Origin of the sequence: Acinetobacter courvalinii (assembly GCF_014635545.1) — a bacterium.
In the GTDB taxonomy this organism is placed as follows: Bacteria; Pseudomonadota; Gammaproteobacteria; order Pseudomonadales; family Moraxellaceae; genus Acinetobacter; species Acinetobacter courvalinii.
Genome location: NZ_BMDA01000005.1, coordinates 122,142 through 146,506, shown reverse-complemented (window position 1 = coordinate 146,506; position 24,365 = coordinate 122,142). Strand labels below are relative to the sequence as shown.

Below are 24,365 nucleotides of genomic sequence, written 5' to 3'. Positions count from 1 at the left end.
ATTGATCGAAAAATAAACAGGATTGATATGAGCCAAACTACGCAGACCGATATTATTACCCTTGGTGATGTCGCTACTCGACTTCCAAACTTCATCACTAAAGTACCTCATATCCTTAATGGTCTTAAACAGGCATATTTACGAACGCCATCTTCTCCTGCTGGTTTAGGTATTGCCTTTGAAAAAGCAGTCAAGCGTAACCCTCAAGGCATCGCTCTGTTATTTGAAGATCAAAGCTACAGCTATCAGGCTTTAAATGAGTGGGCCAACCAGATTGCCCATTACTATTTATCTCTGGGTGCAAAAAAAGGTGATGTGATTGCAGTGATGGTTGAGAACCGTCCTGAATTGATTGCCTGCATTGTGGCTTTAGCCAAAATTGGGGTCACCGTTGCACTGGTCAATACCTCACAAGTGGGTAAGGTACTCGCGCATAGCATTAATCTGGTCAATCCGATTGCAGTGATTGCCGGTGAAGAAGTCCGTGCTGCAATCGATGAAGCACGTCAGGATTTAAAAGTTGCTCAAGACCGTTTCCACTGGTTTGCTGATCAGGAAACCCGTAAAAATGCGGGCACAGCACCAGAAGGCTACGTCAATCTTGCCCTGCAAATTGACCAGTTCCCGAAATTTAACCCGTCCACCACACGTACCGTGACGGGTAAAGATGGCCTGTTCTATATCTATACCTCAGGCACCACGGGTTTGCCAAAAGCGGTGATTTTCACGCACAGTCGCTGGACACTGGCATACGGTACCTATGGTCACATTCTCAATCTTGGTAAAGATGATGTGATGTATGTCACCCTACCGCTTTACCATGCCACAGGTGTGGTGGTGTGCTGGTGTGGTGTGATTGCAGGCAGTGCGACACTGGCAGTACGTCGTAAATATTCAACCAGTGCCTTCTGGAAAGATGTACAGAAATTCAATGCTTCTGCGATCGGTTATGTCGGTGAGCTGTGCCGTTACCTGATTGATGCACCAGCAACTGAACTGGACCGTGCACATCGCGTGACCAAAATGATTGGCAATGGCATGCGCCCAAATATCTGGGGCAAGTTCAAAGAGCGTTTCGGGGTTGAAGAAGTACTTGAACTGTATGCGTCAAGCGAAGGTAATGTCGGTTTCAGCAATATCTTTAACTTTGACAATACCGTCGGCTTTTCTCCTACGCCTTATGCCATCGTTGAGTTCGATAAAGAAAAGAACGAACTGGTCCGCGACAAAAAAGGCTATTGCAAGAAAGTCAAAACCGGTGAAGTTGGCCTGTTAATTGGCAAGATCACCAGCCGCTCACCTTTTGATGGTTATACCGACCCTGAAAAGAACAAGTCTGTGATCATGAAAGATGTGTTCACCCAAGGCGACTCATACTTCAATACCGGTGACCTGGTCCGTGATATCGGCTTCCGTCATGCCCAGTTTGTGGACCGCCTCGGCGACACCTTCCGCTGGAAAGGCGAAAACGTATCGACCACTGAAGTTGAAAACATGGTCTGTGAATATGAAAAAATCGCAGAAGCCGTGGTTTATGGCGTAGAAATTCCAAATACCAATGGCCGTGCTGGTATGGCAGCCATCACCTTGGTGGATGGTGCAGCGCTGAATGATGCAGATTTAAGCGAAATGGTGAATGTATTTAAAAAATGTTTACCTTCCTATGCCATTCCGGTGTTCTTGCGCGTTCAGGAAAAGGTTGAAACCACCGGTACATTCAAATACCAGAAAAATAAACTGAAAGAAGATTCGTTCGATCCGAGCAAAACCTCTGAACGTTTACTGGTGTTATTGCCTGGTGCAAGCAGCTACTGTGATGTAAATACTGAGATCTTTGACAATATTCAAAGCTATCAATACCGTTTCTAGTTTATTTTTTAGCTAAATAAGAGGAAATCGTGCTTTTTATAAACAATCATGCACATGTTTTTAAATTTCCTCTTGTGTTAGCTGAATAACTTGCTAGAATACGCAACATCAAAACGAAGACGCATTTAGAACTCATTAGTTTTTCTTGCGAAGCCAGTTGAAATACTTGCTTAGGGTCGTTAGCTCAGTTGGTAGAGCAGCGGACTTTTAATCCGTTGGTCCCGCGTTCGAGTCGCGGACGACCCACCATCTAATGTTTTGAGAGTTTGTGAAATGTATTTTACAAACGCCTGTAAGAGGTTAAGCTACAGAAAATCATAGATTTTCTCTTGCGCTCAGGTAAAACGTTGTTTTACTTCTCCTCGCTCAGGGTCGTTAGCTCAGTTGGTAGAGCAGCGGACTTTTAATCCGTTGGTCCCGCGTTCGAGTCGCGGACGACCCACCAGATTCGAAAAAGCCTCATCATTTGATGAGGCTTTTTTATTTTGTCATTGATATCTTTCCAAACGATGACAAAAACCAAAACTAGTGCTTTAAGCCTCCCTGCCCAAAGCACACATAATTTTTAAACTATAAAAATCTTTCCAGCACCGAATTTAAAAAGATATGTCCCTGCTCGGTACAGGCAATTCTGTTCTGATCAGCGATGAGAAGTTTTTTCTCACGCAAGTCAAGCAATGTCTCATTCAAATCTTGCAACGCAAGTCCTGTGCGCTGGGTATACGACTCGGTCGCTACACCTTCATTTAAACGCAATGCGTTCATCATAAATTCAAAAGGCAATTCATCAGCTTCAATGCGTTTCATTTGCACATGTTCAGCAGGGACTTTGGCTAAATAATCTTTAGGTAAGCGGGTTTTCTGGAAACGGTAAATCCCGTCAGGACGCGTGACCTTGCCATGCGCGCCGGCTCCAATCGCCAGATAATCACCAAATTGCCAATAATTCAGATTATGTGCCGATGGCTTCTCCTTACGCCAGGCCGAAACTTCATAATTGACATAACCATTGGCTTTCAAATACGCCTCACCTTTCTCCTGAATCTGCTCTAACACCTCGTCTTGTGGCAATACAGGCTGGGTACGGAAGAACACCGTGTTGGGCTCAATGGTCAGCTGATACCAGCTAATATGCGTTGCACCATGCTCTACCGCCAATTGAAGATCGGTTAAGGCCTGTTGTTCTGTTTGCTGAGGTAAACCGTGCATCAAGTCCACATTTACGCGCTCAAAGCCTGCCTGGCGTGCCTGCTGAATCGCATCCAGTGCATTATTGGCGGTATGAATCCGTCCTAAACGCTGTAAATGCTCGGGATCAAAACTTTGTACGCCCAAGGATAAACGATTAATCCCCACCGCCAGATAATCCGCAAATGGATCATGCTCCACGGTCCCCGGATTGGCTTCCAAGGTAATTTCACAATCTTCTTCAAATGCCAAACGCGCTTTCAGTTGTTCAAATAGCCATTGATAGCCTGATGCAGAAATCAGCGAAGGAGTTCCACCACCAATAAAGACACTGTGAATCGATCTGCCTTGTGCCATTTCAATCTGAGTTTCAAAATCTGCCACCAAGGCAGCCAGATATTGCTGTTCCAGTTCCAATGACAACTGACCATCAGGCACCGCATGGGAGTTAAAGTCACAATAAGGACATTTACGTACACACCACGGCATATGGATATACAGGGAAAGTGGAATATTTGCAGGGTTTAAATGACTCAAAATCGCAGCTCAATGACAGAACCCCGCCATTTTAACATGACTCGCCCGTTCGGCTTATCATCATCTACGTATTCAGTTAGACTGGGGACAACCAACAACAATTAGACCGATAATATGATGAAAATTTCTAGCCAGTTACTGTTTATTCTTCCCCTGACTCTAGGCATTGGTATTGCCATGGCCTTTCAAACCGCAATCAATACACAACTTCGAGAGTATCTGAATTCTCCCCTGCAAGCGGCGCTATTGTCTTTTCTCATTGGCACCATTGTGCTGGCGCTGCTGGTGTGTTTTCAAAGTGCCAGTAAACCCAGTTTAAGTGAAATTTCACAAATTCCCTGGTTTCTATGGCTCGGCGGCTTTCTTGGGGTTTATGCGATTAGTTTGAGCATTTATACTGCTCCCAAACTCGGATTATTAACGTTTTCAGGTTTAGTGATTTTCGGGCAACTGGTGATCTCGATGTTTATTGATCATTTTGGCTGGTTAGGTACAGAAAAAACACCGATTAACTGGCAACGCCTGCTCGGCAGTATTGTGATTTTTATTGGGGTGTTATTGACCCTGCAACGCTGATTCTTCCTCATTTTAATAAGAGTATTTTTTGTGTCCCATGTCACAACCAAGCGGTTTGAACTCAAACAGCTATTTCATTTGATGTTTCCAATCCTGATCACCCAGTTTGCCCAGGCAGGATTAGGTTTGATTGATACCATTATGGCCGGGCATCTTTCGGCAACTGATCTGGCGGCGATTGCTGTAGGCGTTGGTCTATGGATTCCCATTATGCTGTTATTTGCAGGCATCATGCTGGCAACCACGCCCTTGGTCGCTGAAGCACGGGGTGCAAAAACACCGGAGAAAATACCGACCATTGCCCGCCAGTCGTTATGGGTTGCCGTGATTCTGGGCGTTGTGGCGATGTTGATCCTGCAGTGCATGCCCCAGTTTTTGCCGTTATTTGGTGTACCTGAGAGTTTATTACCCAAAGCCAGCCTGTTTTTACATGCCATCGGCTTTGGTATGCCAGCAGTGATGATGTATGCCGCATTACGCAGTTACTCTGAAGCCTTGGGCCATCCACGCCCTGTCACTGCTATCAGCCTGATCGCCCTGCTGGTTCTGATTCCGCTCAACTTTATTTTTATGTATGGCTTCGGGCCAATTCCGGCACTCGGCAGTGCAGGTTGCGGTTTTGCAACAGCTATCTTGCAATGGCTGATGTTTATTACACTGGCCATCTATGTCTCCAAAGCCAAAGCCTATAAGCAGGCGCCTATTTTTACAAAATGGGAAAAACTTGATCCGGTCTGGATCAAACGTATTTTAAAACTGGGCTTGCCCATTGGTCTGGCGGTGTTCTTTGAAGTCAGTATCTTTAGTACAGGCGCAATTGTACTCAGCCCATTGGGTGAAAATGCCATTGCAGCACATCAGATTGCGATTTCAGTCACTTCACAATTATTTATGATTCCGCTGTCTTTGGCGATTGCCTTAACCATTCGTGTCGGCATGTATTACGGCGAACAGAACTGGCACGCCATGCGTCAGGTTCAAACCGTAGGACTGATCAGTGCCACCATTTTTGCAGCTTTGACAATGACGCTGATTGCTCTGGCACGCCCTTATATCGTGGCAATCTACACCACGGATGTGGATGTGATTCCTGTGGCCATGTATCTGCTCTGGTTTGCCATGGCTTATCAGTTGATGGATGCGTGGCAAGTCAGTGCGACAGGTTGCCTACGCGGCATGCAGGACACGCAAGCGCCAATGTGGATTACCTTAATGGCATATTGGGTGATTGCCTTCCCGATTGGTTTATATCTTGCCCGCTACACCTCTTGGGGCGTGGCAGGTGTCTGGTTAGGTTTGATTATCGGGTTAAGCATTGCCTGTGTCTTACTGATCAGCCGTTTGTACCTCAATAATAAACGTTTGGCCAAGATGTCCCTTCCCGTTTCCTAGCGAATCGTCTTCATCCAATCAAGCAATACTCGGGGCATGGATGCCCCCCGAATTTGACTTGGCCTGTCCTGATTTTAAATATTTTTTTTATTCATAGGCAGAATACGGCAAGTAGATATGCAGGTGACAACCTGATAAAACGCTTTGCTTAGCCCCTATCACCTTCACCCAGTTAAAGTACGGATAACAGCTCGCTTATACATGCTTACATCACTTAACATTTTGTTATAGGCAATTTAAGTTTTGTCACCTATGATCAAGGCATCACTTTAAAACTAGATCGTATGAGGTCAAGTCCTGATGGCAAAACATGCAAGCTCTCCCAGTAAGCGTTTTCTCAAACTGGCTGGTATGACCGCAAGTATTGCCAGTAAAAGCGTAGCGAATTCGATCCGCAATTTTACCGCCGATGAAGAACAGAAAAATGCAGCACGTAGCCAGCTGTTTCAGGACATCGGTTTACAGATTGCCGATACCCTCGGAGAAATGAAAGGCGCGGTGATGAAGGTCGGGCAAATCGCCTCGCAATATAAGGATATTTTTCCACCAGAAGTCGCTAAGGCCATTGCCAAGCTGCAACGTCAGGCCCCTGCAATGCCTTTTTCCGCGATTCAGCAACAGGTTGAAAAAGAACTCGGCAAACCGTTAAAGCAGATTTTTAGCTCTTTTGAAACAGAACCTTTTGCTGCCGCGTCAATCGGACAAGTGCATCGTGCAGTATTGCCAAATGGGCAAGCCGTTGTAGTCAAGGTGCAGTATCCGGGTGTCGATCAGGCCTGTGAAAGCGACTTAAAACAAGTGCGTCTGGCTTTACGATTGATGGGCGTCTTAAAAATCGACAAGAAACTGCAAGATCAACTGTTTCAAGAAATTCAGGACAGTCTTTCAGCCGAATTGAATTATGAAATCGAGGCACAAAATCTGGAAGTCTTTAAAACCTTCCATGAAAAGCTTGATTCTCAGGTGATTATTCCAGCCGTTTATAAAGACTATTCCTCTCGTCGCGTCCTGACCCTGAGTCTGGAACAGGGTGAATCCATCGAAACCGCAAGTACATGGTCAGTCGAGACTCGCAATCAGATTGGACGCCGCCTGATCCGTGCCTTGGGACAGGAAATGTTTTTCTTAAAACGCTTCCACTGTGACCCACATCCGGGCAATTTTGCTTTTCGTGAAGATGGCAGTGTGATTATTTACGACTACGGCAGCGTCAAAACCTTATCGCCTGAAATCGTTCAGCACTTTAAGGCGCTGGTGAATGCGGCGCGTCAGGAAAATATTGCCCAAGTTGAAGACTTACTGGCAGAACTGCATTCCATTGCCGAAAAACACAAGTTCCCAACCGAGCTGTATACCCAATGGATTGAAATTCTATTGCGTCCACTAACCACCAATTATGATTTTGCCGAAAACTCATCACATCATGACGGTATGTTACTGGTGAAAAAATCGCTGAAATACTGGGATGTGTTTAAACCTTCACCAGATACGCTTATGGTCAACCGAACCATTTCCGGACATTACTGGAACCTGATTCATCTCAAAGTACATGACAATCTCAATGATTTATTTGAAGAATTAGTGCCAAATTAATCTGTCTGTTACCTTCTGATTTGTTGCAACAAGTCAGAAGGCTATCTACTTTAATCAATTTATATACAACTGACTTGAAAAGACATGAATTGACTTCATATATTGTTATGTTATAACATTTCTATTAACAATAGGAGTCATTCAACATGCGTAAAGATATCCACCCTGCTTATCAACAAGTCTTATTCCACGATACCAATGCAGATGCCTACTTTTTAATTGGCAGTACCCTGCAAACCAAACAGACCAAGGAATATCAAGGCAAAGTTTATCCCTACGTGACCCTGGATATTTCAAGTGCGTCCCATCCGTTTTATACCGGTGAGCAACGTCAGGCCAGCAATGAAGGTCGTGTTGCAAGCTTTAATAAACGCTTTGCACGTTTTAACCGCAAAGCTTAATTTTAATTTAAGTTTCACCCATTAAGCTGAAAGCATTAGAAGTCTAAGGTTAACTCTCCTCCACTTAGACTTCTTTTTTTATGTCTTGATTCCAGCTTTAGGAGTCTGTCTTTTGCTGTCCCACCACCCCGAACTCAATCGGTGTTTTCACATAGAACAGTGAAATCTCTTTAGCATTGAGATAGCTCAATAACTCGGTCGCCTGCTCTTCTGTAACCGCAAATTGAATCTGTACCGGTCGATCCGCCAATTCAAAGAAACTGGCCGAATGAAATAGACCTTGATGATCAACACCTTCCAATCCCGCCAAGACCGTCGCGCCACCTAAATTCATCTGTTTTGCCACAGTCAGCAACCACTCGCTGATCGGCTGTCCCTGATAGGAACGATTTTGCGCGGTATAAAAGCTGATTAAAAATCCATGCATTACAATGACTCCCCAACTATGCAGCACTGAGCCATTGATGCAGGCTCATACCTAAAATCGTAAACAATAGCGATCCAAGCACATGAATCATGATCGCGGCACAGGCATAGCCCAATTTACCACTTTGCAATAAGGCAATGATCTCGGCAGAAAAAGTCGAAAATGTCGTAAGCGCGCCACAAAAACCTGTAATCACAAACAGCTTGTAATTGGGACTCAATGAGCTTTGAGAAAAATATGAAATGGCAAAACCAATAATAAAGCCACCGACAAAATTAACAGTCACTGTTCCCAAAGGAATAGTCGGGAATATAGGATTGAGTTTTAAGCCCAAAAACCAGCGTAACCAAGCACCTAATACCGAGCCTAAAGCGATTGAAAGTAATGGATAGTACATGATTTACCCCAAGAACAAGGTTGGAGCGAAAGAATGATAAGACATGGATTTGTAAAGATTATTCTGAAGATGTTTCATGGGCGAACTCCAAAAATGGGAACAGAGCACGCACGAACCTACGTCCCCTGTTCAGGGTAACGTAGGCATCATTAGCCATTCTGGCGGTTTGTAATAGGAGGAATGCCATCTCCTTTGCTCTAAAATAACATATTTTTTAGGCAACTCAACCGCTGTTTTTAAGCAGAATCGCACTGTGTATAAACATCGAGTTATCCACAGTTTAGCCAGTGCCAGTTAAAAATTTTTCCCCAACCACATAAAAATCTAAGTCAGGGACCACCACAGCAAAGGCTTCTGTATCAGCGCTTAAACCCCATTGCTGCAATATTCGCGGAACTTGTAACGAACAAATTTTGGCGGCCTCAATCTGCTGGAACTGAAATGGCATCCGGATCTTCCCTTGTGAGATTCGGGCTGGTTGATCGGCCCATTCTGCCCATGCATGGTCTTGATCAACCAAAAATCGAACAGCTTCATCCCATGAAGAAAATAACGTTTGCCATGCGGCCGGTAACTGCTTTTCCTTGGTGAGCTGCACATCACTGATCAGGGAATAATCCTCATCAACCTTAATTTCGGTGTGAATACGCTGCTGTTGCTCATCCATTTGATGTTGAAACAGCGAAGCATATTGTGCTGGCATCACATCACTGGCAAGACGTCCACCCATCACATACAGTGCCTGATCAACCACCACCTGCTCAAAAATCACGGTCTTGGGATAGGATTCATCCAGATAAAAACGCCAGTTACTTTGTCGAGGTGAAGGTATAAATGTCCGTAAAGGGCCAAGAAAAGCAAAGCCAAAATGATGATGCTGATAGGTCAAAATGGTAAAAATGGTTTTTCCATGTTTTTCCCATAGGGGTACATATTTCGGATAGCGCTGACGTACCTGTTCAACATCCACCAGCCATGACAAATACACAATATTGCTGACCCGACTCTGCAAAGGCATAAACGGCATTATGCGCATGATCATACGGCGCAGCTGCAATAGGAAACGGCAACTTAAAATTGGAGCAAGAAAGCGCAACAATGGCTTATGCAGGGGCAATTTAAACTGGTGTTTATGCATTATTATTCAACAGATTAATGACTGCTTTGAGCATAAACTGCGCATACAGCAACGTCCAGTTCAGAGTTCGATCATCTTCTCTTCTGCATTTTCAATGTTATGATGCTGCTATTGATTCAATCAACATGGAATTTTGAAATGGCTCAAAGCTTATTGGCACAACTGAAAGATGGCTCGGCAAAGTTTGCGGATGTATTGGCATTTATCGAAGCTCGTTATCAGCATACCCCGACTGCATTCCAGAACGGCGCGCAATCCAATGCTGCGACTGAAAACCAAGGCAGTGCCAAAGTGCTCAGCTTTGCACAAATTGAAGGCTTAAATCAGGCCGACACGCTCAGTTTATTCGCAGAACATTATGCCTCTGTGTTGGCAACCCCTGAAGCCACTGACCACCAGAATATCCGTCAGTTTATGCAACATGGCTGGGATGGGGTCAAGTTCGACGGTAAGGCTTTAACTGCCAAATAATAAAAAGGAGGTGTTCAACCTCCTTTTTTTTTGCCTGTACTCAATCACGATCTTTTTCTAATTATGTTTTTAAGCGTTATAACCGCCATCTACTGCGATCTCTGCGCCTGTAATATAGCGCCCCCCTTCACCAGCTAAATGCAGCACAGTGGCAGCAATATCCTCAGGACGACCATAATCTGCTATTGCCAAGCTCGCCCGCGTCGCATCGGCACGTGGATCATCTGCAGGATTCATATCCGTATCTGTCGGGCCGGGATGAATCAGGTTGACCGTAATATTGCGCTTGCCAAGATCACGTGCTACTCCCTTGGTTAACCCAACCAAGGCAGCTTTACTGGCGGCATATAAACTGATGCCACTTCGTCCTGCTCTTGGAGCCAGGCAACTCCCAATCGAAATAACACGCCCACCCTCAGGCAGATATTTGCTCGCCTGCATGGTCGCTGCAAACACTGCTCGCAAGTTAACCGACATGGTGCGGTCATAATCCTCAAGTGTGAGCTGATCAATTTCTCCGACCAAGAAGTTACCTGCATTGTTGACTAAAATATCTAGGCGACCAAACTGTTCCACCGTAAGATCCACCGCAGCAATGACCTGTGCTGCATCAGCGGCATCGGCCACAATCATTTCTGCACGCTGGTCTAAGGCCTGAATCTGCTCGACAACTGCTAGTGCCTGATCTTTTGCACGATGATAAGTGATTGCCACATCTGCACCTTGTGCGGCTAAGCTTCGGGCAATCGCAGCGCCAATACCCCGACTTCCTCCCGTAACCAAAGCAACTTTACCTGTAAGTACCTTCATAATGAAATTCCTGTTTTAGGCTTAACACGGAGATTCAGCGGTGGATAGGCGCATGAATAGCTATTCACAATGATCTAAACCTATTAAGTGTCGATTCTAAATCCCAATATATGTATCGATCGATACAAATGTAAGTCGACCTTTCAACCTTGTCAATGACTTTTGTATCGACTAGTATAGATCTCATGAGTAAGAGGAGTTCTTAATGGCGCAAATGGGCCGGCCACGTACCTTTGATCGTAATCAGGCGATTGAACAAGCGATGCTTTTATTTTGGGAATATGGCTATGATTCGACTTCACTCTCTTTATTGAAATCCAACATTGCCGGTGGAATTAAGGCACCAAGTTTCTATGCAGCCTTTGGCTCAAAAGAAGCGTTGTTTCGAGAAGTAATTGAGCATTACATCGCAACGCATGGTCAGGTGACTCAAAGCCTCTGCGATGAAAATCTTGCACCCAGAGAAGCGATTGAACGCACTCTACGCCAGTCAGCAAAAATGCAAACTGAGTCCAGTCATCCCAAAGGCTGCTTATTGGTCCTTTCAACCGCGACCTGTTCCCCCGAAAATATCCATATTCAACAATATTTAACCCAGCATCGCCTGAAAACTCGCGAAAGATTTACACAATGTGTTCAACGTGCTGTAGATGCAGGTGAATTAGCAGTCGATACGGATGTCTGTGCTTACGCAACAAGTTTATATTGTTTTTTACTCGGCCTATCCGTACAAGCACGGGACGGGGTATCAGGCACTGTACTGAACCATGCCGTAACCGAGATTATGCGTGGCTGGGATGCCCGTACCAATATGAAAAGTAAGGATTCAAAATAACAAAAAGATCTAAACCTGGAAAATCAGGTTTTATCTGCAAAAAAAGGCGGTCATTAACCGCCTTTTTTTGGCTCATCTGCTGCTGTGACAACAGGTCGGGCAAGTTTTCGTAAATCGGTGCTTAAACTATAAAAATCGCCTCCCATTTTCCCGACACTATCCAGTTGTTGCTGGTCAATCATCTGTCCATCCCAGAGTCGGTCATCGACATAGATTGCTTTCACATCCAGCAAAGCCACCGTACCACCCGATGGTAGCGTACTCAGTTGCAACACTTCCCTTAACTGACATTCATAATGAATCGGTGCATGTTTGACAGATAACGCGGCAACTGAATGACTGGGTTCGGACTCAATCCCGGCAAACTCAAATTCACTTTGCATTGCAGGCAATAAAGCACAGGATAAATTCATCTGTTCCAGCAATTGTGAATTCACGATATGCACCACGCACTCTCGGGTATCCATCAGATTACGAATCGTATCTTTATCCTGCCCATTTCTGGGATTGACCTGTGAATACCATAAAATAGGTGGATTACAGCTGGCCACATTAAAAAATGAATAAGGTGCAATATTGGCTACGCCATCCGCAGAGACGGTGCTAATCCAGGCGATCGGCCGAGGTGAAATTCCACCGACTAAGAGTCGGTAGATGTCATTGGGCTCTAAATCTGAGGTTTCAAAAATCATTGCAACATTACATCCAGTTTAAGGACGTTCAGCATATTGCGGTAAATCATCAGCGATACAGTCCCACTCTGCTTTCGATGCAGCAAAAATATGCATGCTTGGTTTTTGCTGTAATGGCGTATCCAGCGTCCCGATTCTTAAGCGATACAGCTCAGGCTGTGCATCCCGTGAACTGATCAGTGGAGAGCCACATTCGCTACAGAACCAGCGGTACACGCCAGAGGCAGCAAACTTTTTAACCAGCGCTTCACCTTGTACAATTTTAAACGCTGCACTGCTAATTGGCGCATTGGTGGCATAGGCCGTACCATTGGCCTTACGGCAACGCTGGCAATGGCACTGTATGATCTCGCCAATGTCGCCATGAATCTCATAATGAATCCCATCACATAAACAACTGCCGCGATACACCGGTGAAGCTTGAGACATTTCCCTATTCCTGATGAACTTTTATTCAAAACTAGCATTTTTAAATGCCGGATCACAAGGCAAATCTGCTCAGGAAATATGACGGGATTTTAGTGGAAATCAGACAACCCTTTTAAAATCAACTGATGAGGGCCGTAAATGCACCAATGATTAAAATATAGAACAGAATCGGCAGGCCTAAGAACCACAGTTTTGCCCAGCCATTAGTTTTAAATACCTCGGTCGCCCCGCGATAACTGACCCAACAAGACCAGAATAAAAATGGCACCGGAATAAGACCTAACACGGTAGAGTAATGGTAGGCCTCTAAATAATTTGGATATAAAAACGTTTGAATGACAGTGGTAAGTACAATCGGCAGTACAAAGACTAAAGATTGTAATACAAATACATGTCGGGCAAGTTGTGGATCCGCCTCCTTGGCGCCTGAAAACTGCAGTCTTTTCTTATACCACCAGCCTTGAATCAGCCATGCAAATGCAGCAGAAATAATCCCCATGCCTAATACCCATAACCAGTAACCTGACCAAGTGTCGGCAGCTGAACTCAAAAAACCCGTTCTATTGGAGGTCTCGGCCCGTAAAAGATGCTGATCGATTCGATCCATCACGCTGACCATACCAATTAGATAGGCAATCACGATAATGCTTTGATGATGATAGCTTTTAGACTGAGAAAAAAACCTTTTCGGTTGAAAAAACAAGCTGAATATTTGCTTGGGCTGAAATGGTTTGATGATCTCGTTATTTTGTGTTTCCACTGTTGGTTGAATATTCATATACCCTCTTAACAATTTGATTGAGTTTGTTTTTATTTAAGTCATATCGCTTATTTTACTCGCGGATCAATGCATTGACCCCTGCTGCTGCTGCTCTTCCGGTCGCAAAACAAGCCGTTAGCAAATAGCCCCCTGTTGGTGCATCCCAATCCAGCATTTCGCCACAGCAAAATACATAAGGGTTAGATTGCAATTGTAGTTGTGGAGATAACACCTCTTGCTTTACCCCACCTGCACAGCTAATCGCCTCTTCAATCGGGCGAAAGCCTGCCAAAGGAATACTGAGCTGTTTGATCTGCTGTGCCATTTGCCTGGCATCTGACCACAAGCTTTTTTCGACGATTTCCCGCAACAGATTAATTTTAACATGGTCCAATCCTGCTTTACGCCAAAGATTGGTCAAGGATTGCTTTTTATTGCCCTGTAGCTTCTTTTCTAATTGATCAATACTGACATCGGGCAATAAGTCCAGATGCAATTGTAAATGCTGCTGTTGGGCAAGCTGTGCTCTGAGATCACGTCCCAGTTTATAAATGACACCACTCTCAAAACCATAGTGGGTAATGATGATATCGCCATGGGTTTGCTGATCAGGGGTTACCCAAGCGTTGACGCGTTTTAATGGCTGACCAAAGCAATCCTGCATAAACGGCGACCATGTTTTCAAAACACCGGCATTACTGGTCTGAAAAGGCTCGATCTCATTTTTTGAGAGCCATTGTTGCCACGCACCATCACTGCCCAATTGCGACCATGACACTGCACCACAGGCCAATACAATCGCATCATAAGTGGCATGAAAACGTTGCGTCTGGTTTTCCAGAGTAAGTTGATTACTGGATAAATCCACACAACGATGGCGATAGTGAAACTTCACGCCATCAGCCATTAAACGTTTCAGCCAGGCACGCAATAACGGTGCAGCTTTCATTTCTACAGGAAAGACACGTCCTGAGCTGCCGACATAGGACTCGATGCCCAGACCTTGCATCCAGCTCTGAATCCATTGAGCATCGCATTGCCTGACCCATGGACCTAACCATTCAGGTTGATCATAACGCTGGATAAACTGCTCGACAGGCTCAGCATGAGAGATATTTAATCCGGTTTTACCTGCCATTAGAAACTTGCGTGCTGCCGAAGGTTTCTGCTCAAACACGTCAATTTCATAATCATACTGACTCAGCACCTCGGCAGCCATCAAACCTGCTGGGCCTGCACCAATAATGGCAACCCGCTTAGGCATCGCGGTTCTCTTGGGCATTTTGACCTTGCAACGGTGCAAAATCATCAAAACGGGTTGCGTAACCTTCTGGCTTGCCAATGATCAATTGCTGGCAAAGTTCGCCACGTTCCAGATATTTGATTTCAAAATGGGTACGGGCCGAGTCCGCTGCAATTTTTTGTTTTTCATAAGGTAATTTCCACACTTCAAGCAGCTGTTGCTCTGCTTCATCAATATATTCGGGAATATTACTGGCTAAGGTAATGATTCCATTCGGTTGCAGGCGTGAAAGCAGGAATTCGAAAAATGGCATATTGAGCCAGCGCTGCGCCGGATTATGCGGTTCTGGATTTGGATAAAGAATAAAAAATTGTTGTACCTGGGCCGGAAACAAGGCGTGCACCACCCAAGGCAAAGCATCGGCATGAACCGGGTTTAAATAATCCCGCGGTTCCAGTTGATGCTGCTTTTGCATCGCCAAAAATTTTTCTTTGGTTCGCTCAATTGCATACAACGTGGTCTGCGGGTTTTGTCCCGTAAATAACAAGGCATGTTTACCTTTGCCTGCGCCGATTTCCACGCAAACTGGTGTGTGAGGAATGGCCTTAAAATCACGAGGGGCTTGCATACGTTGTGCTTGAAATTGACGAATCGACATAATCTCATCAAACTATCTAGAAATCGGCATAAGTCTAACAAGTCACCTTACTTTTGCCTAATCTATTTAGGGTTTGTTAACATTTCACAAATGCTTGCGACAGAGAGCATTTTTTAGCTGATACAAGGCATGACTTATGAAGTTTAGCTATTCTAAATGAATAAGGCATAACACAGTAGCAGCAAAAAATGCTCCTGTCCCATAGGGTTATGGCTAAAACCTCCCTAAACTTCGTTATGAAACTTGACAAGGGAATCGCCATTGTCTACGTTTCATGCCTTGTTTATGTCGTTTTAGCTAATAACGCAATGCATGGTTGAAATGTCAACAAACCCTCTTTGTTTTAGGAATTTTCTATGCCACGTACATTCCCCTGCCCGCGTTGTGGAGAAACCAGCACTTGGGAAGGTAATGCATTTCGTCCATTCTGCTCAGAACGTTGCAAGATGATTGATCTCGGTGCCTGGGCCAGTGATGAATATAAATTACCAACGCAAGATGCACCGCAAGCAGACCTCAAACGCCATGAAGATGATTATGAAGATTAATCATCTTCTGCTTTGCCGCTAAGTCCAGATTCGGTACATTACCTTGAGCCAGTTGTTCCAGCAAATTTTCTCAATCAGCTCAGCAGAATAATGACGCTGTTGCATGGCGGCAATGAGCAGGGGCAAACCCGTCACATCCTGCAGTTCGCTACTGATCAAGGCACCATCAAAATCTGAACCCAGACCGACATGGTCTTCCCCAAGACGATCCATCATATATTCCAGATGATCGAGAATGAGTGTAAGTGGCGTGTCCGCATTGCGCTGTCCGTCAGCGCGTAAAAAGGCCACATCAAAATTGACTCCGACCATGCCCCCAGTCTCAGCAATTGCCTGAAGTTGTGGATCAGTGAGATTACGCGCTTGGGGACATAAAGCATGTGCATTGGAATGGGTGGCTACAATGGGTTGCTGCAAAATCTCTGCCGTGTCCCAAAATGCCCGTTCGTTCATATGCGATACATCCACCAGCATTTTCTTGTCAGCACAGCGTTTAACCAACGCTTTGCCTTGAGGAGTCAGGCCTGCACCTGTGTCAGGCGAATGCGGGAAACGCGCATTTAAGCCATGGCCAAATCGGCTGACCCTGTTCCAGAGAGGACCGACACTCCGCAGGCCAGCCTGATAAAAAATATCGAGTAAGTCTGGATTATTCTGTAGGGCTTCTGCCCCTTCCATATGCAGCACTACCGCCAGTTGACCTTGAGCCCGACAATCTTGTATCTGTTGCACCGAGGTACATAGTCGAATCTGCTCGGAAGCTTGCACCATCTGCTGTGCCAGCTCGAGTTGCGCCAGACAAATCTGCTCAATTTGCGGTTGGGTAAAATCATCCGCATGGTGATCAAATAATTTGGCGGGATGATGCTGTTTTACATAGGCAAACGGCGGAAGAAAAATCGCAAACATGCCACCTGCAAAGCCAGCTTGCTGGCAGCGCTTTAAATCCAGTTGCCCAGACAACTGTTCATGGATAAAAGCCTGTACAGAGTCCGCCTGATCGCTGAGCCACAAACGTGTCAGCAGATCATTATGTCCATCGAAAACTGCAACATTGTGATGATTCAGGCCAAGCGTCATGAGGAAGATTCACCCGTAATGCTTTGTACAGGAATTTTTTGCTGAAGCGCCAAACGTTTTGAATTTTTACTATTGCGAAATACCAGTTGTTCAAGAGATGCAGCCTGCTCACTCTCGCTACGCGCCTGTTCAATCAGATGGTGATACTCAGATTTACCACACACCGGATCGGCATTGGCCGCATCACCGGTGAGCATATAGGCCTGACAACGGCAGCCGCCAAAGTCGCGCTGTTTGTCTGGGCAGTTTCGGCAACTTTCCGGCATCCATGCATCGCCACGGAAATGGTTAAAACCCGTGGATGTGTACCAGATCTCCGATAAAGATTGGTCACGCACATTGGGAAATACGAGCGGGAGCTGGCGTGCTGCATGACAAGGCAATGCCGTGCCATCAGGGGTTACGGTAAAGAAAATCTTGCCCCAGCCATTCATGCAGGCTTTTGGTCGCTCCTCATAATAATCAGGAACCACAAAGATCAACTTACACGGATGATTCTGCTGGCGCAGCTTTTCTCGATAGGCATTGGTTACCTGTTCGGCACGGGTCAACTGTTCCTGAGTCGGTAATAAGCCCTGACGGTTTAAAAAAGCCCAGCCATAAAACTGACAGATCGCCAGTTCAACCGTATCGGCATTCAGCTCCAGACACAGCTCAATAATCTGTTCAATCTGGTCGATATTATGTCGATGAATCACGAAATTCAGTACCATCGGATAGTCATATTGCTTGACCAGACGGCACATCTCATATTTCTGTTCAAAGGCATGTTTTGACCCGGCCAAGGCATCATTCACCACAGGATCACTGGCCTGAAAACTGATCTGGATATGATCCAGACCAGCCTGTTTAAGTTGGGCAATACGTTGCTCGTTCAGACCCATACCCGAGGTGATTAAGTTGGTATAAAAACCTTGCTGATGCGCATGCGCAACCAGTTGTTCCAGATCTTGCCGCACCAGCGGTTCACCGCCAGAAAAACCCAGTTGCACCGCGCCCATTTGCCGTGCCTGATCAAACACATCACACCATTGTTGCGTGCTCAGTTCATTTTTATGCTGGGCATAATCCAGCGGATTCGAACAATACGGGCATTGCAAGGGACAACGGTAGGTCAACTCCGCCAAAAGCCAGAGCGGTAAACCAACGCCTGCGGTCATCGCAAATCAATCCAGTATTGTTGCTGTGCAACCTGCATATAATCGACCACATCCTGCTCGATTTCTGCAATGTCACCAAACTGCTGTTTCAGCAGCCCCACAATGGCAGCCACACTCTGTTGTCCGTCGATGTGCTGTCCAATTGCTCCCGCACTGTCATTCAGCTTGATCATGCCTTCCGGATATAAAATCACAAAGGCATTTTGTGCAGGCTCAAACTGAAAACGGTAGCCTTGTCGCCAAGTCGGAATCAGGTTTAAATCAAATGCTGCATTACTCACGGAATAACCCCTTATGCCAGACTGGTTGTGTGGTCACGGTATGATACGGCGCCTGCTGATGCACATAGGCCAGAGTCAGTGCATCCAGAATACTCCATAGAATATCCAGCTTGAACTGCAGAATTTCCAGCATGCGCTGCTGCTGTTCATAGGTGGTAAACGAGTCCAGCGTAATACTGAGACCATGCTCCACATCACGACGTGCCTGACTTAAGCGCGAACGGAAATAGTCATAGCCCTGATCATCGATCCACGGATAATGCTGTGGCCATGAGTCAAGACGGGACTGGTGAATCTGTGGCGCAAACAGTTCGGTCAGGGAACTACTGGCAGCTTCACGCCATGTGGCACGACGGGCAAAATTGACATAGGCATCTACGGCAAAACGCACACCAGGCAGCACCAGTTCTTCTGAAATCACCTGTTCACGGGTCAGGCCAACGGCTTCGGCCAAACGTAACCATGCTTCGCGTCCACCACCATCAGGATATTCACCATCCTGATCCAGCATGCGCTGAATCCATTCCTGACGCACACGCTGGTCTGGACAGTTGGCCATGATCGCGGCATCTTTCAATGGAATATTGATTTGGTAATAATAACGGTTGGCCACCCAGGCCTGAATTTGCTGCTGGGTCGCTTTACCCTCATACATCATCACATGAAAAGGATGATAAATATGGTAGTACTGTCCTTTATCCAGAATGGCCTGCTTAAACTGTTCAACACTTAATACATCAGTGGACATCATCATTCACCTCAAAGTTCAATCTGCATGCCATCAAAAGCCACTTCCACACCGTGAGCCTTGAGTTCAGCACATTGAGCCGAGTTTTCATCTAAAATCGGGTTGGTATTGTTGATATGAATCAGCACTTTTTTAGGACGGCTGAGCTGATTCAGATAAGACAATGAACCACCCTCGCCACTAATATATAAATGTCCCATCTCACGTCCTGTTTTGCTGCCGACACCCGTCTGCTGCATTTCATCATCTGTCCACAGCGTACCATCAATCATGACACAATCTGAATCGCGCATGATCTGCATGACCTGCTCATCAATCTTTCCGAGACCCGGTGCATAGAACAACTGTTTTTGCGTTTGATGGTCGCGAATGATCAGCGCAATATTGTCACCGTCATGTGGATCGTGACGATGCGGAGAATACGGCGGTGCTGCACTCTGAATCACCAGCGGAATAAACTCCAGATGTTCAAAACCTGCAATCTTAAAGGCCTGTTTCGGATTGATTTGCTGATATTGCAGACCGCCATTCCAGTGCTTCAACATATTAAATACCGGGAAACCTGTGGTCAGATCCTGATAGACCATCTCGGTACACCAGACCTTGATTGGACAGCCTTCACGTAGAGTCAGCAGTCCGGTGGTGTGATCCAGCTGACTGTCCATCAGGATCACATCACGAATGCCAGTATCACGCAACTTGCGCGCAGGCTGCGCCGCCTTGAAATCAAATAATTGCTGACGGATATCGGGCGAGGCATTCAGCAGTACCCAATCGATGCCATTCTCGGAAACCGCGATTGAGGATTGGGTCCGCGCCTTGGCCTGTATGGTACCGTTACGTACGCCATGACAGTTTGGACAATTACAATTCCACTGCGGAAATCCCCCACCCGCAGCTGAACCTAGAACATGAATATACATAAGTTAATTTCTTGTTAGAAAAAGATAAGCCCTAGACATAACTAGGGCTCATCTTGAATTTGAATCTGAATGATTAACGTACTTCAAAGTACATCGTCACTTCAAAACCAATACGTACATCGGTAAAAGCAGGTTTAGTCCATTGCATGAAATCGTCTCCAATTGGTATTCATCAGGTGAAATTAAACAGTTAATTCAACATCAATAAAGCGTTTCACATTTGATTCTAAATAAAAATAATCGCTTTGTAGACCTACCCAGCCCACGATATTGTTCGATAATTGTGAGTTTTGACTAAATTTCGGTAATGATCATTCTATTTTTACGCACTTCAAAGGGGCAGTCATGATGACACCCGGTATAAAGGCTGGTGTACAAGCCCTCTTGTATACACCAGCGAAAACATCCGATTAGCCTGCTTTACTGGCCACAAAAGGATTGTATTGCTTTTCATAGCCAATGGTACTGATGGGGCCATGACCTGAAATAAACTGGGTCTCATCCGGCAAGCTAAAGCATTCGCGCTGGATCGAATCAAGCAACTGCTGGTGGTTGCCTTTTGGGAAATCGGTCCGGCCAATCGAGCCTTTAAACAACACATCACCTGTCCACAACAATCCATGTTTGGCGTTATAGAACATCACATGACCGGGGGTATGCCCAGGAGCAAAACGCACCTCGAACTCATCATCACCCAGCTTTAAGACTTCACCGCCTTCCAACCATTGATCGACCTTGACTGGCTGTGGAATTGGAAAGCCATAACGGGCCGAGACCTCCTGAATCATGTCGAGCCAGAACTGGTCTTCCTTATGCGGGCCAATCACCGGAATCTGCCATGTTTCAGCCAGTTCGCCAACTGCACCAGCATGATCAAGATGTCCGTGTGTCAACCACAGCGCTTTCACATTTAAATCCAAAGCTTCCACTTCTTTTTTCAGTACCGCAGCATCGCCACCTGCATCAATCAAAACCGCTTCTTTACTTTCACTGTCCCACAAGATTGAGCAGTTTTGGGCAAATGCAGTAACGGGGACAATTTTGACTTGGAGCATAGCAACCTCTGGCGAAATAAAGCGTCGATTTAACGATGGGCTAAGGTATGGGTAAGTGCATCAAGATTAGCCTGAACCAGACTGGCAAGCAAATCTATATGGGCCTGATCCGCATTCAAGGCTGGAATATAGGCATAGTCGCCACCACCCGCATGCTGGAAAATTTCCTTGTTCTGCATGGCCAGCTCTTCTAAGGTTTCCAGACAATCTGCTGAAAAGGCTGGACTAATCACCTGTACCGATTGGACTTTTTGCTCACCCCATTGCTGTAACAACTGATCGGTATAAGGCTTGACCCATTCCTGCTTGCCGAAACGTGACTGGAAGCTGATCGCCCATTCATCTTCTTTCAAATGTAATGCTTCTGCCACCAGACGTGCTGTGATTCGGCAGCGGTCAGCATAGGGATCACCTTTATCGGCATACGGTTGAGGAATCCCGTGAAAGGACATCAATAGTTTTTCAGCTTTGCCATGCTGTCCCTGATAGTGCAGCACGCTATCTGCCAGTGCCTGAATAAATAAAGGATGTTGATAGTAATCCTTGATCATGGTCAGGCCAGGTAAATGACGTTGCTGTGGAATCCATCTGGCAAAGGCATCATAGAGTGGTGCTGTCGAAGTCGCTGAATATTGCGGGAACAACGGCAATAAAATCACATGTTCTTGTGGGTCCTTTGCCAGTTGCGCCAGCACATCATGGATACCGGGCTGACCATAGGTCATGGCTGGAACAACCGTCAGATCAAACTGGTGATTTTCTTCTTGCAGGCGCTGTTTAACCAGCAGGGTTTGTTCCAGCACAATTTCACGCATCGGTGAATCATTGGACCAGACCGAAGCATAAGCTTCAGCCACACGTTTTGGACGGAAGGTCAAAACAAAGAGGTGCAGAATGATCCACCATAATAATTTGGGGATCTCAATCACACGGCTATCAGATAAAAACTGTTTCAGGAAACGTCGTACTGCTGGCACAGTGGCTGCATCGGGCGTGCCTAAATTGGCCAGAATCACAGTCACTTTTGGTTTTTGTGTCGCTAACATAGACCGCATCCGCTTTTTATTGAGTTCATACAATTACTTTAGCAGTTTTAGTCACGTTTTATAAATTGGATTAGTGCATGGTTTTAAATTGGAAAACCCGATTGCTATCCAGCATATTACTTTCCAGTAGTTTTTGTCCTTTTGCAGTGAGCTGCCACAACATGCGCTGTCGATCATCTCGCCCTGTTGGCATAATCCATTCATTTTGACGCATTTGTAATTTGATTTCATGCAAGGCACGAATATTGACTTGGGCACGAGATACGGCATGCGCCCTTGGCATTTCCTGACGTGCGTCGTCCAGACCGGTTTCATTCAGGTATTCATTGATGCGCTTGGAAAAATATTCTTCCGGAGTCGGAATCACAAAGGCTGAGCCGAGCACATTCAGCAATTGCGCCCAGGTCATCTTGCGATGGGGTTTGACTTCCTTGAAGTTACCATCCTGATAGGCATGCATACGGTATTCAAATGAATAGAGTTCATGCATGGAAACTTTAGGTACATTGGTCAGCGGGTCCGCTTCACGATTACCCAGTTCAGTTTCCAGCTGTTTCACCTTGGCACGTAATGCGTCAATTTCATCACGCAGTACCTGTGTGTTTTGTGGACGTACCCAACCCACCACCGGGTAACGTTCGAGCATCTGCGGCATACTGGAACGTACCGCCAGCTCCAGATCTCTTAAGGTACGATAACAAAACACCTGATCCACTTCGTGTTGGAGCTGTTTTCTAAATTCTTTGAATTTTTCTTTCAGTTCTGGCTTGTGATCATGCAATTTAACATCACGCGACTCGGGGTCTTCATGCATAAATACAACCACAGGCTTTTGTTTGGTCATGGCATAAATATATTCCAGATGCATATAGCCCACACCTGAAACCGATTGCTCGCCATATTGGCTCCCCAGCAAAATCACCACATAATCACAATCGTCAATTTGCCGACGGGCAATCGAGGTACTGAGCGGGGTGCGTTGTTCCAGCCCCCATGACAGAAATCCCATTCCAACTAATGTTTGTGCCAGAACCGCTCGCTCTGGCTGCATTTCATTGCCAGAGGTAGAAATAAAGACTTGATAACGAGTATCTTGCATAGGTCAGGCCCCAATTCATTGATCAATAATATCAAGTATCTATCTTGATTTTTATTAACAACTAACCCCAATAAATATATCAATATGGCTCGATTTAGTGATTTCCTATCTCAATCTCGGCCAGATTTTGAATCTTCCATGTTAATTGTTCTGGTATAAGGTGCTGAAGAACAGGTTCTAGTTCTCGCGCATTGTTACCACTGACATAACATTGAATACGGGTAATGTTATGACGCAATTTGTCACATAATAACCCATTTTTAATTAAAAGATAGGCAGTTTGTCGCGCAACTGCTTGTCCAGAATCAATTAATTTTAATTTTTCAGCAAAAACCTGACGAATCGCATCTTTCAGGAAAGGATAATGAGTACAGCCCAAGACCAGAAAGTCAGCCCCCTGTTCCACTACAGGTTGCAAAATTTGTTGTAGTACGTCGAGACAAGCCGGACTCATCTGCTGTCCAGCCTCAACAAATGGCACCAGTTCCAGACTGGTCACGGTCAACACTTTGACGCCCGCAGGCTGGGCAAAGTTTGCCATCACATCTTTAATTAGCTGTCCACGGAAGGTTGCAGGTGTCGCCAGCACAGCCACCACTTTGGATTGTGTTTGAATGACGGCGGGCTTCAATGCAGGCACCAGTCCCACGATCGGAAACCGCTCTCCATAGTGATCACGTAAATAATCCAGACTAAAAGCAGAGGCAGTATTGCATGCCACCACGGCAATTTTACAGCCCTGACGGTAGAGCCATTCGATTGCCTGAGCTGTCAGTTGACGGATTTCCTGATCTGAACGTGCGCCATAGGGCACATGCGCCGTATCGGCATAGTACAGAATACGTTCATTGGGCAAATGTCTTGCAATCTCCTGTGCAACCGATAATCCGCCAATACCTGAGTCAAAAACCCCAATGGGTGCATCAGCAGATGCATGTGGCATAGGATCAAGTAAAAGAGGCATGGATTGAACGGCTGTCATATTGCACATGGACACTGGTTTATTTAC

Annotated in this window: 28 protein-coding genes, 2 tRNA genes and 1 riboswitch; of the genes, 10 read left to right on the top strand and 20 right to left on the bottom strand. The window is 45.6% G+C overall.

The genetic code is table 11. The features are described from left to right. The first annotated feature begins 27 nt into the window (after window positions 1-27). The 3 genes from IEV39_RS15750 to IEV39_RS15740 all read left to right on the top strand — a co-directional run bounded on the left by IEV39_RS15750 (window position 28) and on the right by IEV39_RS15740 (window position 2,314). Window positions 28-1,869, top strand: a complete 1,842-nt coding sequence (locus IEV39_RS15750) for a long-chain-acyl-CoA synthetase (protein WP_005280714.1) — start codon at window positions 28-30, stop codon at window positions 1,867-1,869. 173 nt (window positions 1,870-2,042) lie between these two features. Further along, window positions 2,043-2,118 (top strand) — tRNA-Lys (locus IEV39_RS15745). Window positions 2,119-2,238: 120 nt separating this feature from the next. Beyond that, window positions 2,239-2,314 (top strand) — tRNA-Lys (locus tag IEV39_RS15740). Window positions 2,315-2,439: 125 nt separating this feature from the next. Here the strand turns inward: IEV39_RS15740 and hemW are convergent. Next, the gene (hemW, locus tag IEV39_RS15735; RefSeq protein WP_032883113.1) at window positions 2,440-3,594 is read right to left on the bottom strand and encodes a radical SAM family heme chaperone HemW; all 1,155 of its coding nucleotides are present in this window, start codon (window positions 3,592-3,594) and stop codon (window positions 2,440-2,442) included. Window positions 3,595-3,708: 114 nt separating this feature from the next. Between hemW and IEV39_RS15730 the strand changes: the two genes are divergently transcribed. The 4 genes from IEV39_RS15730 to IEV39_RS15715 all read left to right on the top strand — a co-directional run bounded on the left by IEV39_RS15730 (window position 3,709) and on the right by IEV39_RS15715 (window position 7,556). After that, entirely contained in the window at window positions 3,709-4,170 is a 462-nt protein-coding gene (locus IEV39_RS15730; RefSeq protein WP_005280718.1) for a DMT family transporter, read from the top strand. A gap of 30 nt (window positions 4,171-4,200) precedes the next feature. Beyond that, on the top strand, window positions 4,201-5,562 hold the full coding sequence (locus IEV39_RS15725; protein ID WP_005280721.1) for an MATE family efflux transporter: 1,362 nt from the start codon (window positions 4,201-4,203) through the stop codon (window positions 5,560-5,562). Window positions 5,563-5,862: 300 nt separating this feature from the next. Further along, window positions 5,863-7,155, top strand: coding sequence for an ABC1 kinase family protein (locus IEV39_RS15720; protein ID WP_005280723.1), 1,293 nt, complete (start codon window positions 5,863-5,865; stop codon window positions 7,153-7,155). Between the two features lie 146 nt (window positions 7,156-7,301). Continuing rightward, the gene (locus tag IEV39_RS15715) at window positions 7,302-7,556 is read left to right on the top strand and encodes a type B 50S ribosomal protein L31 (RefSeq protein WP_005226565.1); all 255 of its coding nucleotides are present in this window, start codon (window positions 7,302-7,304) and stop codon (window positions 7,554-7,556) included. Between the two features lie 97 nt (window positions 7,557-7,653). Here the strand turns inward: IEV39_RS15715 and IEV39_RS15710 are convergent, their stop codons facing one another. The 3 genes from IEV39_RS15710 to IEV39_RS15700 all read right to left on the bottom strand — a co-directional run bounded on the left by IEV39_RS15710 (window position 7,654) and on the right by IEV39_RS15700 (window position 9,518). Continuing rightward, on the bottom strand, window positions 7,654-7,983 hold the full coding sequence (locus tag IEV39_RS15710; protein WP_005280727.1) for a DUF190 domain-containing protein: 330 nt from the start codon (window positions 7,981-7,983) through the stop codon (window positions 7,654-7,656). 16 nt (window positions 7,984-7,999) lie between these two features. After that, on the bottom strand, window positions 8,000-8,380 hold the full coding sequence (gene crcB, locus IEV39_RS15705; RefSeq protein WP_005226561.1) for a fluoride efflux transporter CrcB: 381 nt from the start codon (window positions 8,378-8,380) through the stop codon (window positions 8,000-8,002). A 133-nt stretch (window positions 8,381-8,513) separates the two neighbouring features. Continuing rightward, a riboswitch (Fluoride riboswitch) is annotated at window positions 8,514-8,580 on the bottom strand. An 80-nt stretch (window positions 8,581-8,660) separates the two neighbouring features. Beyond that, entirely contained in the window at window positions 8,661-9,518 is an 858-nt protein-coding gene (locus tag IEV39_RS15700) for a DUF2071 domain-containing protein (protein WP_005280730.1), read from the bottom strand. Between the two features lie 138 nt (window positions 9,519-9,656). Between IEV39_RS15700 and IEV39_RS15695 the strand changes: the two genes are divergently transcribed. Then, window positions 9,657-9,989, top strand: coding sequence for a HopJ type III effector protein (locus IEV39_RS15695; protein ID WP_005280732.1), 333 nt, complete (start codon window positions 9,657-9,659; stop codon window positions 9,987-9,989). 69 nt (window positions 9,990-10,058) lie between these two features. Here IEV39_RS15695 and IEV39_RS15690 read toward each other — a convergent pair whose 3' ends face one another. Then, window positions 10,059-10,799 (bottom strand): SDR family NAD(P)-dependent oxidoreductase, encoded by a 741-nt coding sequence (locus IEV39_RS15690; RefSeq protein WP_005280734.1) that lies wholly within the window; start codon window positions 10,797-10,799, stop codon window positions 10,059-10,061. A gap of 205 nt (window positions 10,800-11,004) precedes the next feature. On the opposite strand from IEV39_RS15690, the gene IEV39_RS15685 reads away from it, so the two are divergent. Next, window positions 11,005-11,634 (top strand): TetR/AcrR family transcriptional regulator, encoded by a 630-nt coding sequence (locus IEV39_RS15685; protein ID WP_005280736.1) that lies wholly within the window; start codon window positions 11,005-11,007, stop codon window positions 11,632-11,634. 53 nt (window positions 11,635-11,687) lie between these two features. Here IEV39_RS15685 and IEV39_RS15680 read toward each other — a convergent pair whose 3' ends face one another. The 5 genes from IEV39_RS15680 to IEV39_RS15660 form a co-directional block, all read right to left on the bottom strand. Beyond that, entirely contained in the window at window positions 11,688-12,326 is a 639-nt protein-coding gene (locus tag IEV39_RS15680) for a flavin reductase family protein (RefSeq protein WP_005280739.1), read from the bottom strand. Between the two features lie 18 nt (window positions 12,327-12,344). Further along, entirely contained in the window at window positions 12,345-12,755 is a 411-nt protein-coding gene (locus IEV39_RS15675; protein ID WP_005280742.1) for a GFA family protein, read from the bottom strand. A gap of 118 nt (window positions 12,756-12,873) precedes the next feature. Then, a complete protein-coding gene (locus IEV39_RS15670) occupies window positions 12,874-13,533 on the bottom strand; it encodes a hypothetical protein (RefSeq protein WP_005226543.1) in 660 nt (219 codons plus the stop codon). Between the two features lie 55 nt (window positions 13,534-13,588). Continuing rightward, window positions 13,589-14,779 (bottom strand): TIGR03862 family flavoprotein, encoded by a 1,191-nt coding sequence (locus IEV39_RS15665; protein ID WP_005280745.1) that lies wholly within the window; start codon window positions 14,777-14,779, stop codon window positions 13,589-13,591. Beyond that, entirely contained in the window at window positions 14,772-15,416 is a 645-nt protein-coding gene (locus IEV39_RS15660; RefSeq protein ID WP_005280748.1) for a class I SAM-dependent methyltransferase, read from the bottom strand. Before IEV39_RS15660 ends, IEV39_RS15665 begins: the two co-directional genes overlap by 8 nt. A 356-nt stretch (window positions 15,417-15,772) precedes the next feature. Here IEV39_RS15660 and IEV39_RS15655 point away from each other — a divergent pair, with 356 nt between their 5' ends. Further along, window positions 15,773-15,964 (top strand): DNA gyrase inhibitor YacG, encoded by a 192-nt coding sequence (locus IEV39_RS15655; RefSeq protein ID WP_005226540.1) that lies wholly within the window; start codon window positions 15,773-15,775, stop codon window positions 15,962-15,964. Between the two features lie 18 nt (window positions 15,965-15,982). Here the strand turns inward: IEV39_RS15655 and IEV39_RS15650 are convergent, their stop codons facing one another. The 10 genes from IEV39_RS15650 to murI form a co-directional block, all read right to left on the bottom strand. After that, window positions 15,983-17,044, bottom strand: coding sequence for a dipeptidase (locus tag IEV39_RS15650; RefSeq protein ID WP_005280750.1), 1,062 nt, complete (start codon window positions 17,042-17,044; stop codon window positions 15,983-15,985). After that, window positions 17,041-18,204, bottom strand: a complete 1,164-nt coding sequence (gene pqqE, locus IEV39_RS15645) for a pyrroloquinoline quinone biosynthesis protein PqqE (RefSeq protein ID WP_005280753.1) — start codon at window positions 18,202-18,204, stop codon at window positions 17,041-17,043. Before pqqE ends, IEV39_RS15650 begins: the two co-directional genes overlap by 4 nt. After that, window positions 18,201-18,485, bottom strand: a complete 285-nt coding sequence (pqqD, locus tag IEV39_RS15640; protein WP_005280757.1) for a pyrroloquinoline quinone biosynthesis peptide chaperone PqqD — start codon at window positions 18,483-18,485, stop codon at window positions 18,201-18,203. Before pqqD ends, pqqE begins: the two co-directional genes overlap by 4 nt. Next, window positions 18,478-19,236, bottom strand: coding sequence for a pyrroloquinoline-quinone synthase PqqC (gene pqqC, locus IEV39_RS15635; RefSeq protein WP_005280761.1), 759 nt, complete (start codon window positions 19,234-19,236; stop codon window positions 18,478-18,480). The genes pqqD and pqqC overlap by 8 nt, the downstream gene beginning before the upstream one ends. Before the next feature lie 8 nt (window positions 19,237-19,244). Continuing rightward, a complete protein-coding gene (pqqB, locus tag IEV39_RS15630) occupies window positions 19,245-20,156 on the bottom strand; it encodes a pyrroloquinoline quinone biosynthesis protein PqqB (protein WP_005280764.1) in 912 nt (303 codons plus the stop codon). Between the two features lie 73 nt (window positions 20,157-20,229). Beyond that, window positions 20,230-20,304, bottom strand: a complete 75-nt coding sequence (pqqA, locus tag IEV39_RS15625) for a pyrroloquinoline quinone precursor peptide PqqA (protein WP_009514286.1) — start codon at window positions 20,302-20,304, stop codon at window positions 20,230-20,232. Window positions 20,305-20,566: 262 nt separating this feature from the next. Continuing rightward, complete coding sequence (locus IEV39_RS15620) at window positions 20,567-21,211, bottom strand: MBL fold metallo-hydrolase (RefSeq protein ID WP_005280769.1); 645 nt, start codon at window positions 21,209-21,211, stop codon at window positions 20,567-20,569. A gap of 29 nt (window positions 21,212-21,240) precedes the next feature. After that, window positions 21,241-22,257 (bottom strand): ferrochelatase, encoded by a 1,017-nt coding sequence (gene hemH / locus IEV39_RS15615; RefSeq protein WP_005280772.1) that lies wholly within the window; start codon window positions 22,255-22,257, stop codon window positions 21,241-21,243. Window positions 22,258-22,327: 70 nt separating this feature from the next. After that, window positions 22,328-23,356 carry a DUF4062 domain-containing protein gene (locus IEV39_RS15610; protein ID WP_005280776.1) on the bottom strand — a complete coding sequence of 343 codons (1,029 nt, stop codon included), beginning with the start codon at window positions 23,354-23,356 and terminating at the stop codon, window positions 22,328-22,330. 94 nt (window positions 23,357-23,450) lie between these two features. Next, window positions 23,451-24,338 carry a glutamate racemase gene (murI, locus tag IEV39_RS15605; RefSeq protein WP_005280779.1) on the bottom strand — a complete coding sequence of 296 codons (888 nt, stop codon included), beginning with the start codon at window positions 24,336-24,338 and terminating at the stop codon, window positions 23,451-23,453. Window positions 24,339-24,365 lie beyond the last annotated feature (27 nt).

Coding starts and splice junctions, on each gene's coding strand:
- IEV39_RS15675 (WP_005280742.1), bottom strand. CDS start 12,755: ATGTCTCAAGCTTCACCGGTGTATCGCGGCAGTTGTTTATGTGATGGG.
- hemH (WP_005280772.1), bottom strand. CDS start 22,257: ATGTTAGCGACACAAAAACCAAAAGTGACTGTGATTCTGGCCAATTTA.
- IEV39_RS15610 (WP_005280776.1), bottom strand. CDS start 23,356: ATGCAAGATACTCGTTATCAAGTCTTTATTTCTACCTCTGGCAATGAA.
- IEV39_RS15660 (WP_005280748.1), bottom strand. CDS start 15,416: ATGTCGATTCGTCAATTTCAAGCACAACGTATGCAAGCCCCTCGTGAT.
- pqqC (WP_005280761.1), bottom strand. CDS start 19,236: ATGATGTCCACTGATGTATTAAGTGTTGAACAGTTTAAGCAGGCCATT.
- IEV39_RS15655 (WP_005226540.1), top strand. CDS start 15,773: ATGCCACGTACATTCCCCTGCCCGCGTTGTGGAGAAACCAGCACTTGG.
- murI (WP_005280779.1), bottom strand. CDS start 24,338: ATGACAGCCGTTCAATCCATGCCTCTTTTACTTGATCCTATGCCACAT.
- IEV39_RS15715 (WP_005226565.1), top strand. CDS start 7,302: ATGCGTAAAGATATCCACCCTGCTTATCAACAAGTCTTATTCCACGAT.
- IEV39_RS15650 (WP_005280750.1), bottom strand. CDS start 17,044: ATGACGCTTGGCCTGAATCATCACAATGTTGCAGTTTTCGATGGACAT.
- IEV39_RS15620 (WP_005280769.1), bottom strand. CDS start 21,211: ATGCTCCAAGTCAAAATTGTCCCCGTTACTGCATTTGCCCAAAACTGC.
- IEV39_RS15680 (WP_005280739.1), bottom strand. CDS start 12,326: ATGATTTTTGAAACCTCAGATTTAGAGCCCAATGACATCTACCGACTC.
- IEV39_RS15665 (WP_005280745.1), bottom strand. CDS start 14,779: ATGCCTAAGCGGGTTGCCATTATTGGTGCAGGCCCAGCAGGTTTGATG.
- crcB (WP_005226561.1), bottom strand. CDS start 8,380: ATGTACTATCCATTACTTTCAATCGCTTTAGGCTCGGTATTAGGTGCT.
- pqqB (WP_005280764.1), bottom strand. CDS start 20,156: ATGTATATTCATGTTCTAGGTTCAGCTGCGGGTGGGGGATTTCCGCAG.
- IEV39_RS15730 (WP_005280718.1), top strand. CDS start 3,709: ATGATGAAAATTTCTAGCCAGTTACTGTTTATTCTTCCCCTGACTCTA.
- IEV39_RS15690 (WP_005280734.1), bottom strand. CDS start 10,799: ATGAAGGTACTTACAGGTAAAGTTGCTTTGGTTACGGGAGGAAGTCGG.
- IEV39_RS15750 (WP_005280714.1), top strand. CDS start 28: ATGAGCCAAACTACGCAGACCGATATTATTACCCTTGGTGATGTCGCT.
- IEV39_RS15670 (WP_005226543.1), bottom strand. CDS start 13,533: ATGAATATTCAACCAACAGTGGAAACACAAAATAACGAGATCATCAAA.
- IEV39_RS15700 (WP_005280730.1), bottom strand. CDS start 9,518: ATGCATAAACACCAGTTTAAATTGCCCCTGCATAAGCCATTGTTGCGC.
- IEV39_RS15685 (WP_005280736.1), top strand. CDS start 11,005: ATGGCGCAAATGGGCCGGCCACGTACCTTTGATCGTAATCAGGCGATT.
- pqqE (WP_005280753.1), bottom strand. CDS start 18,204: ATGACCGCAGGCGTTGGTTTACCGCTCTGGCTTTTGGCGGAGTTGACC.
- IEV39_RS15710 (WP_005280727.1), bottom strand. CDS start 7,983: ATGCATGGATTTTTAATCAGCTTTTATACCGCGCAAAATCGTTCCTAT.
- IEV39_RS15720 (WP_005280723.1), top strand. CDS start 5,863: ATGGCAAAACATGCAAGCTCTCCCAGTAAGCGTTTTCTCAAACTGGCT.
- IEV39_RS15695 (WP_005280732.1), top strand. CDS start 9,657: ATGGCTCAAAGCTTATTGGCACAACTGAAAGATGGCTCGGCAAAGTTT.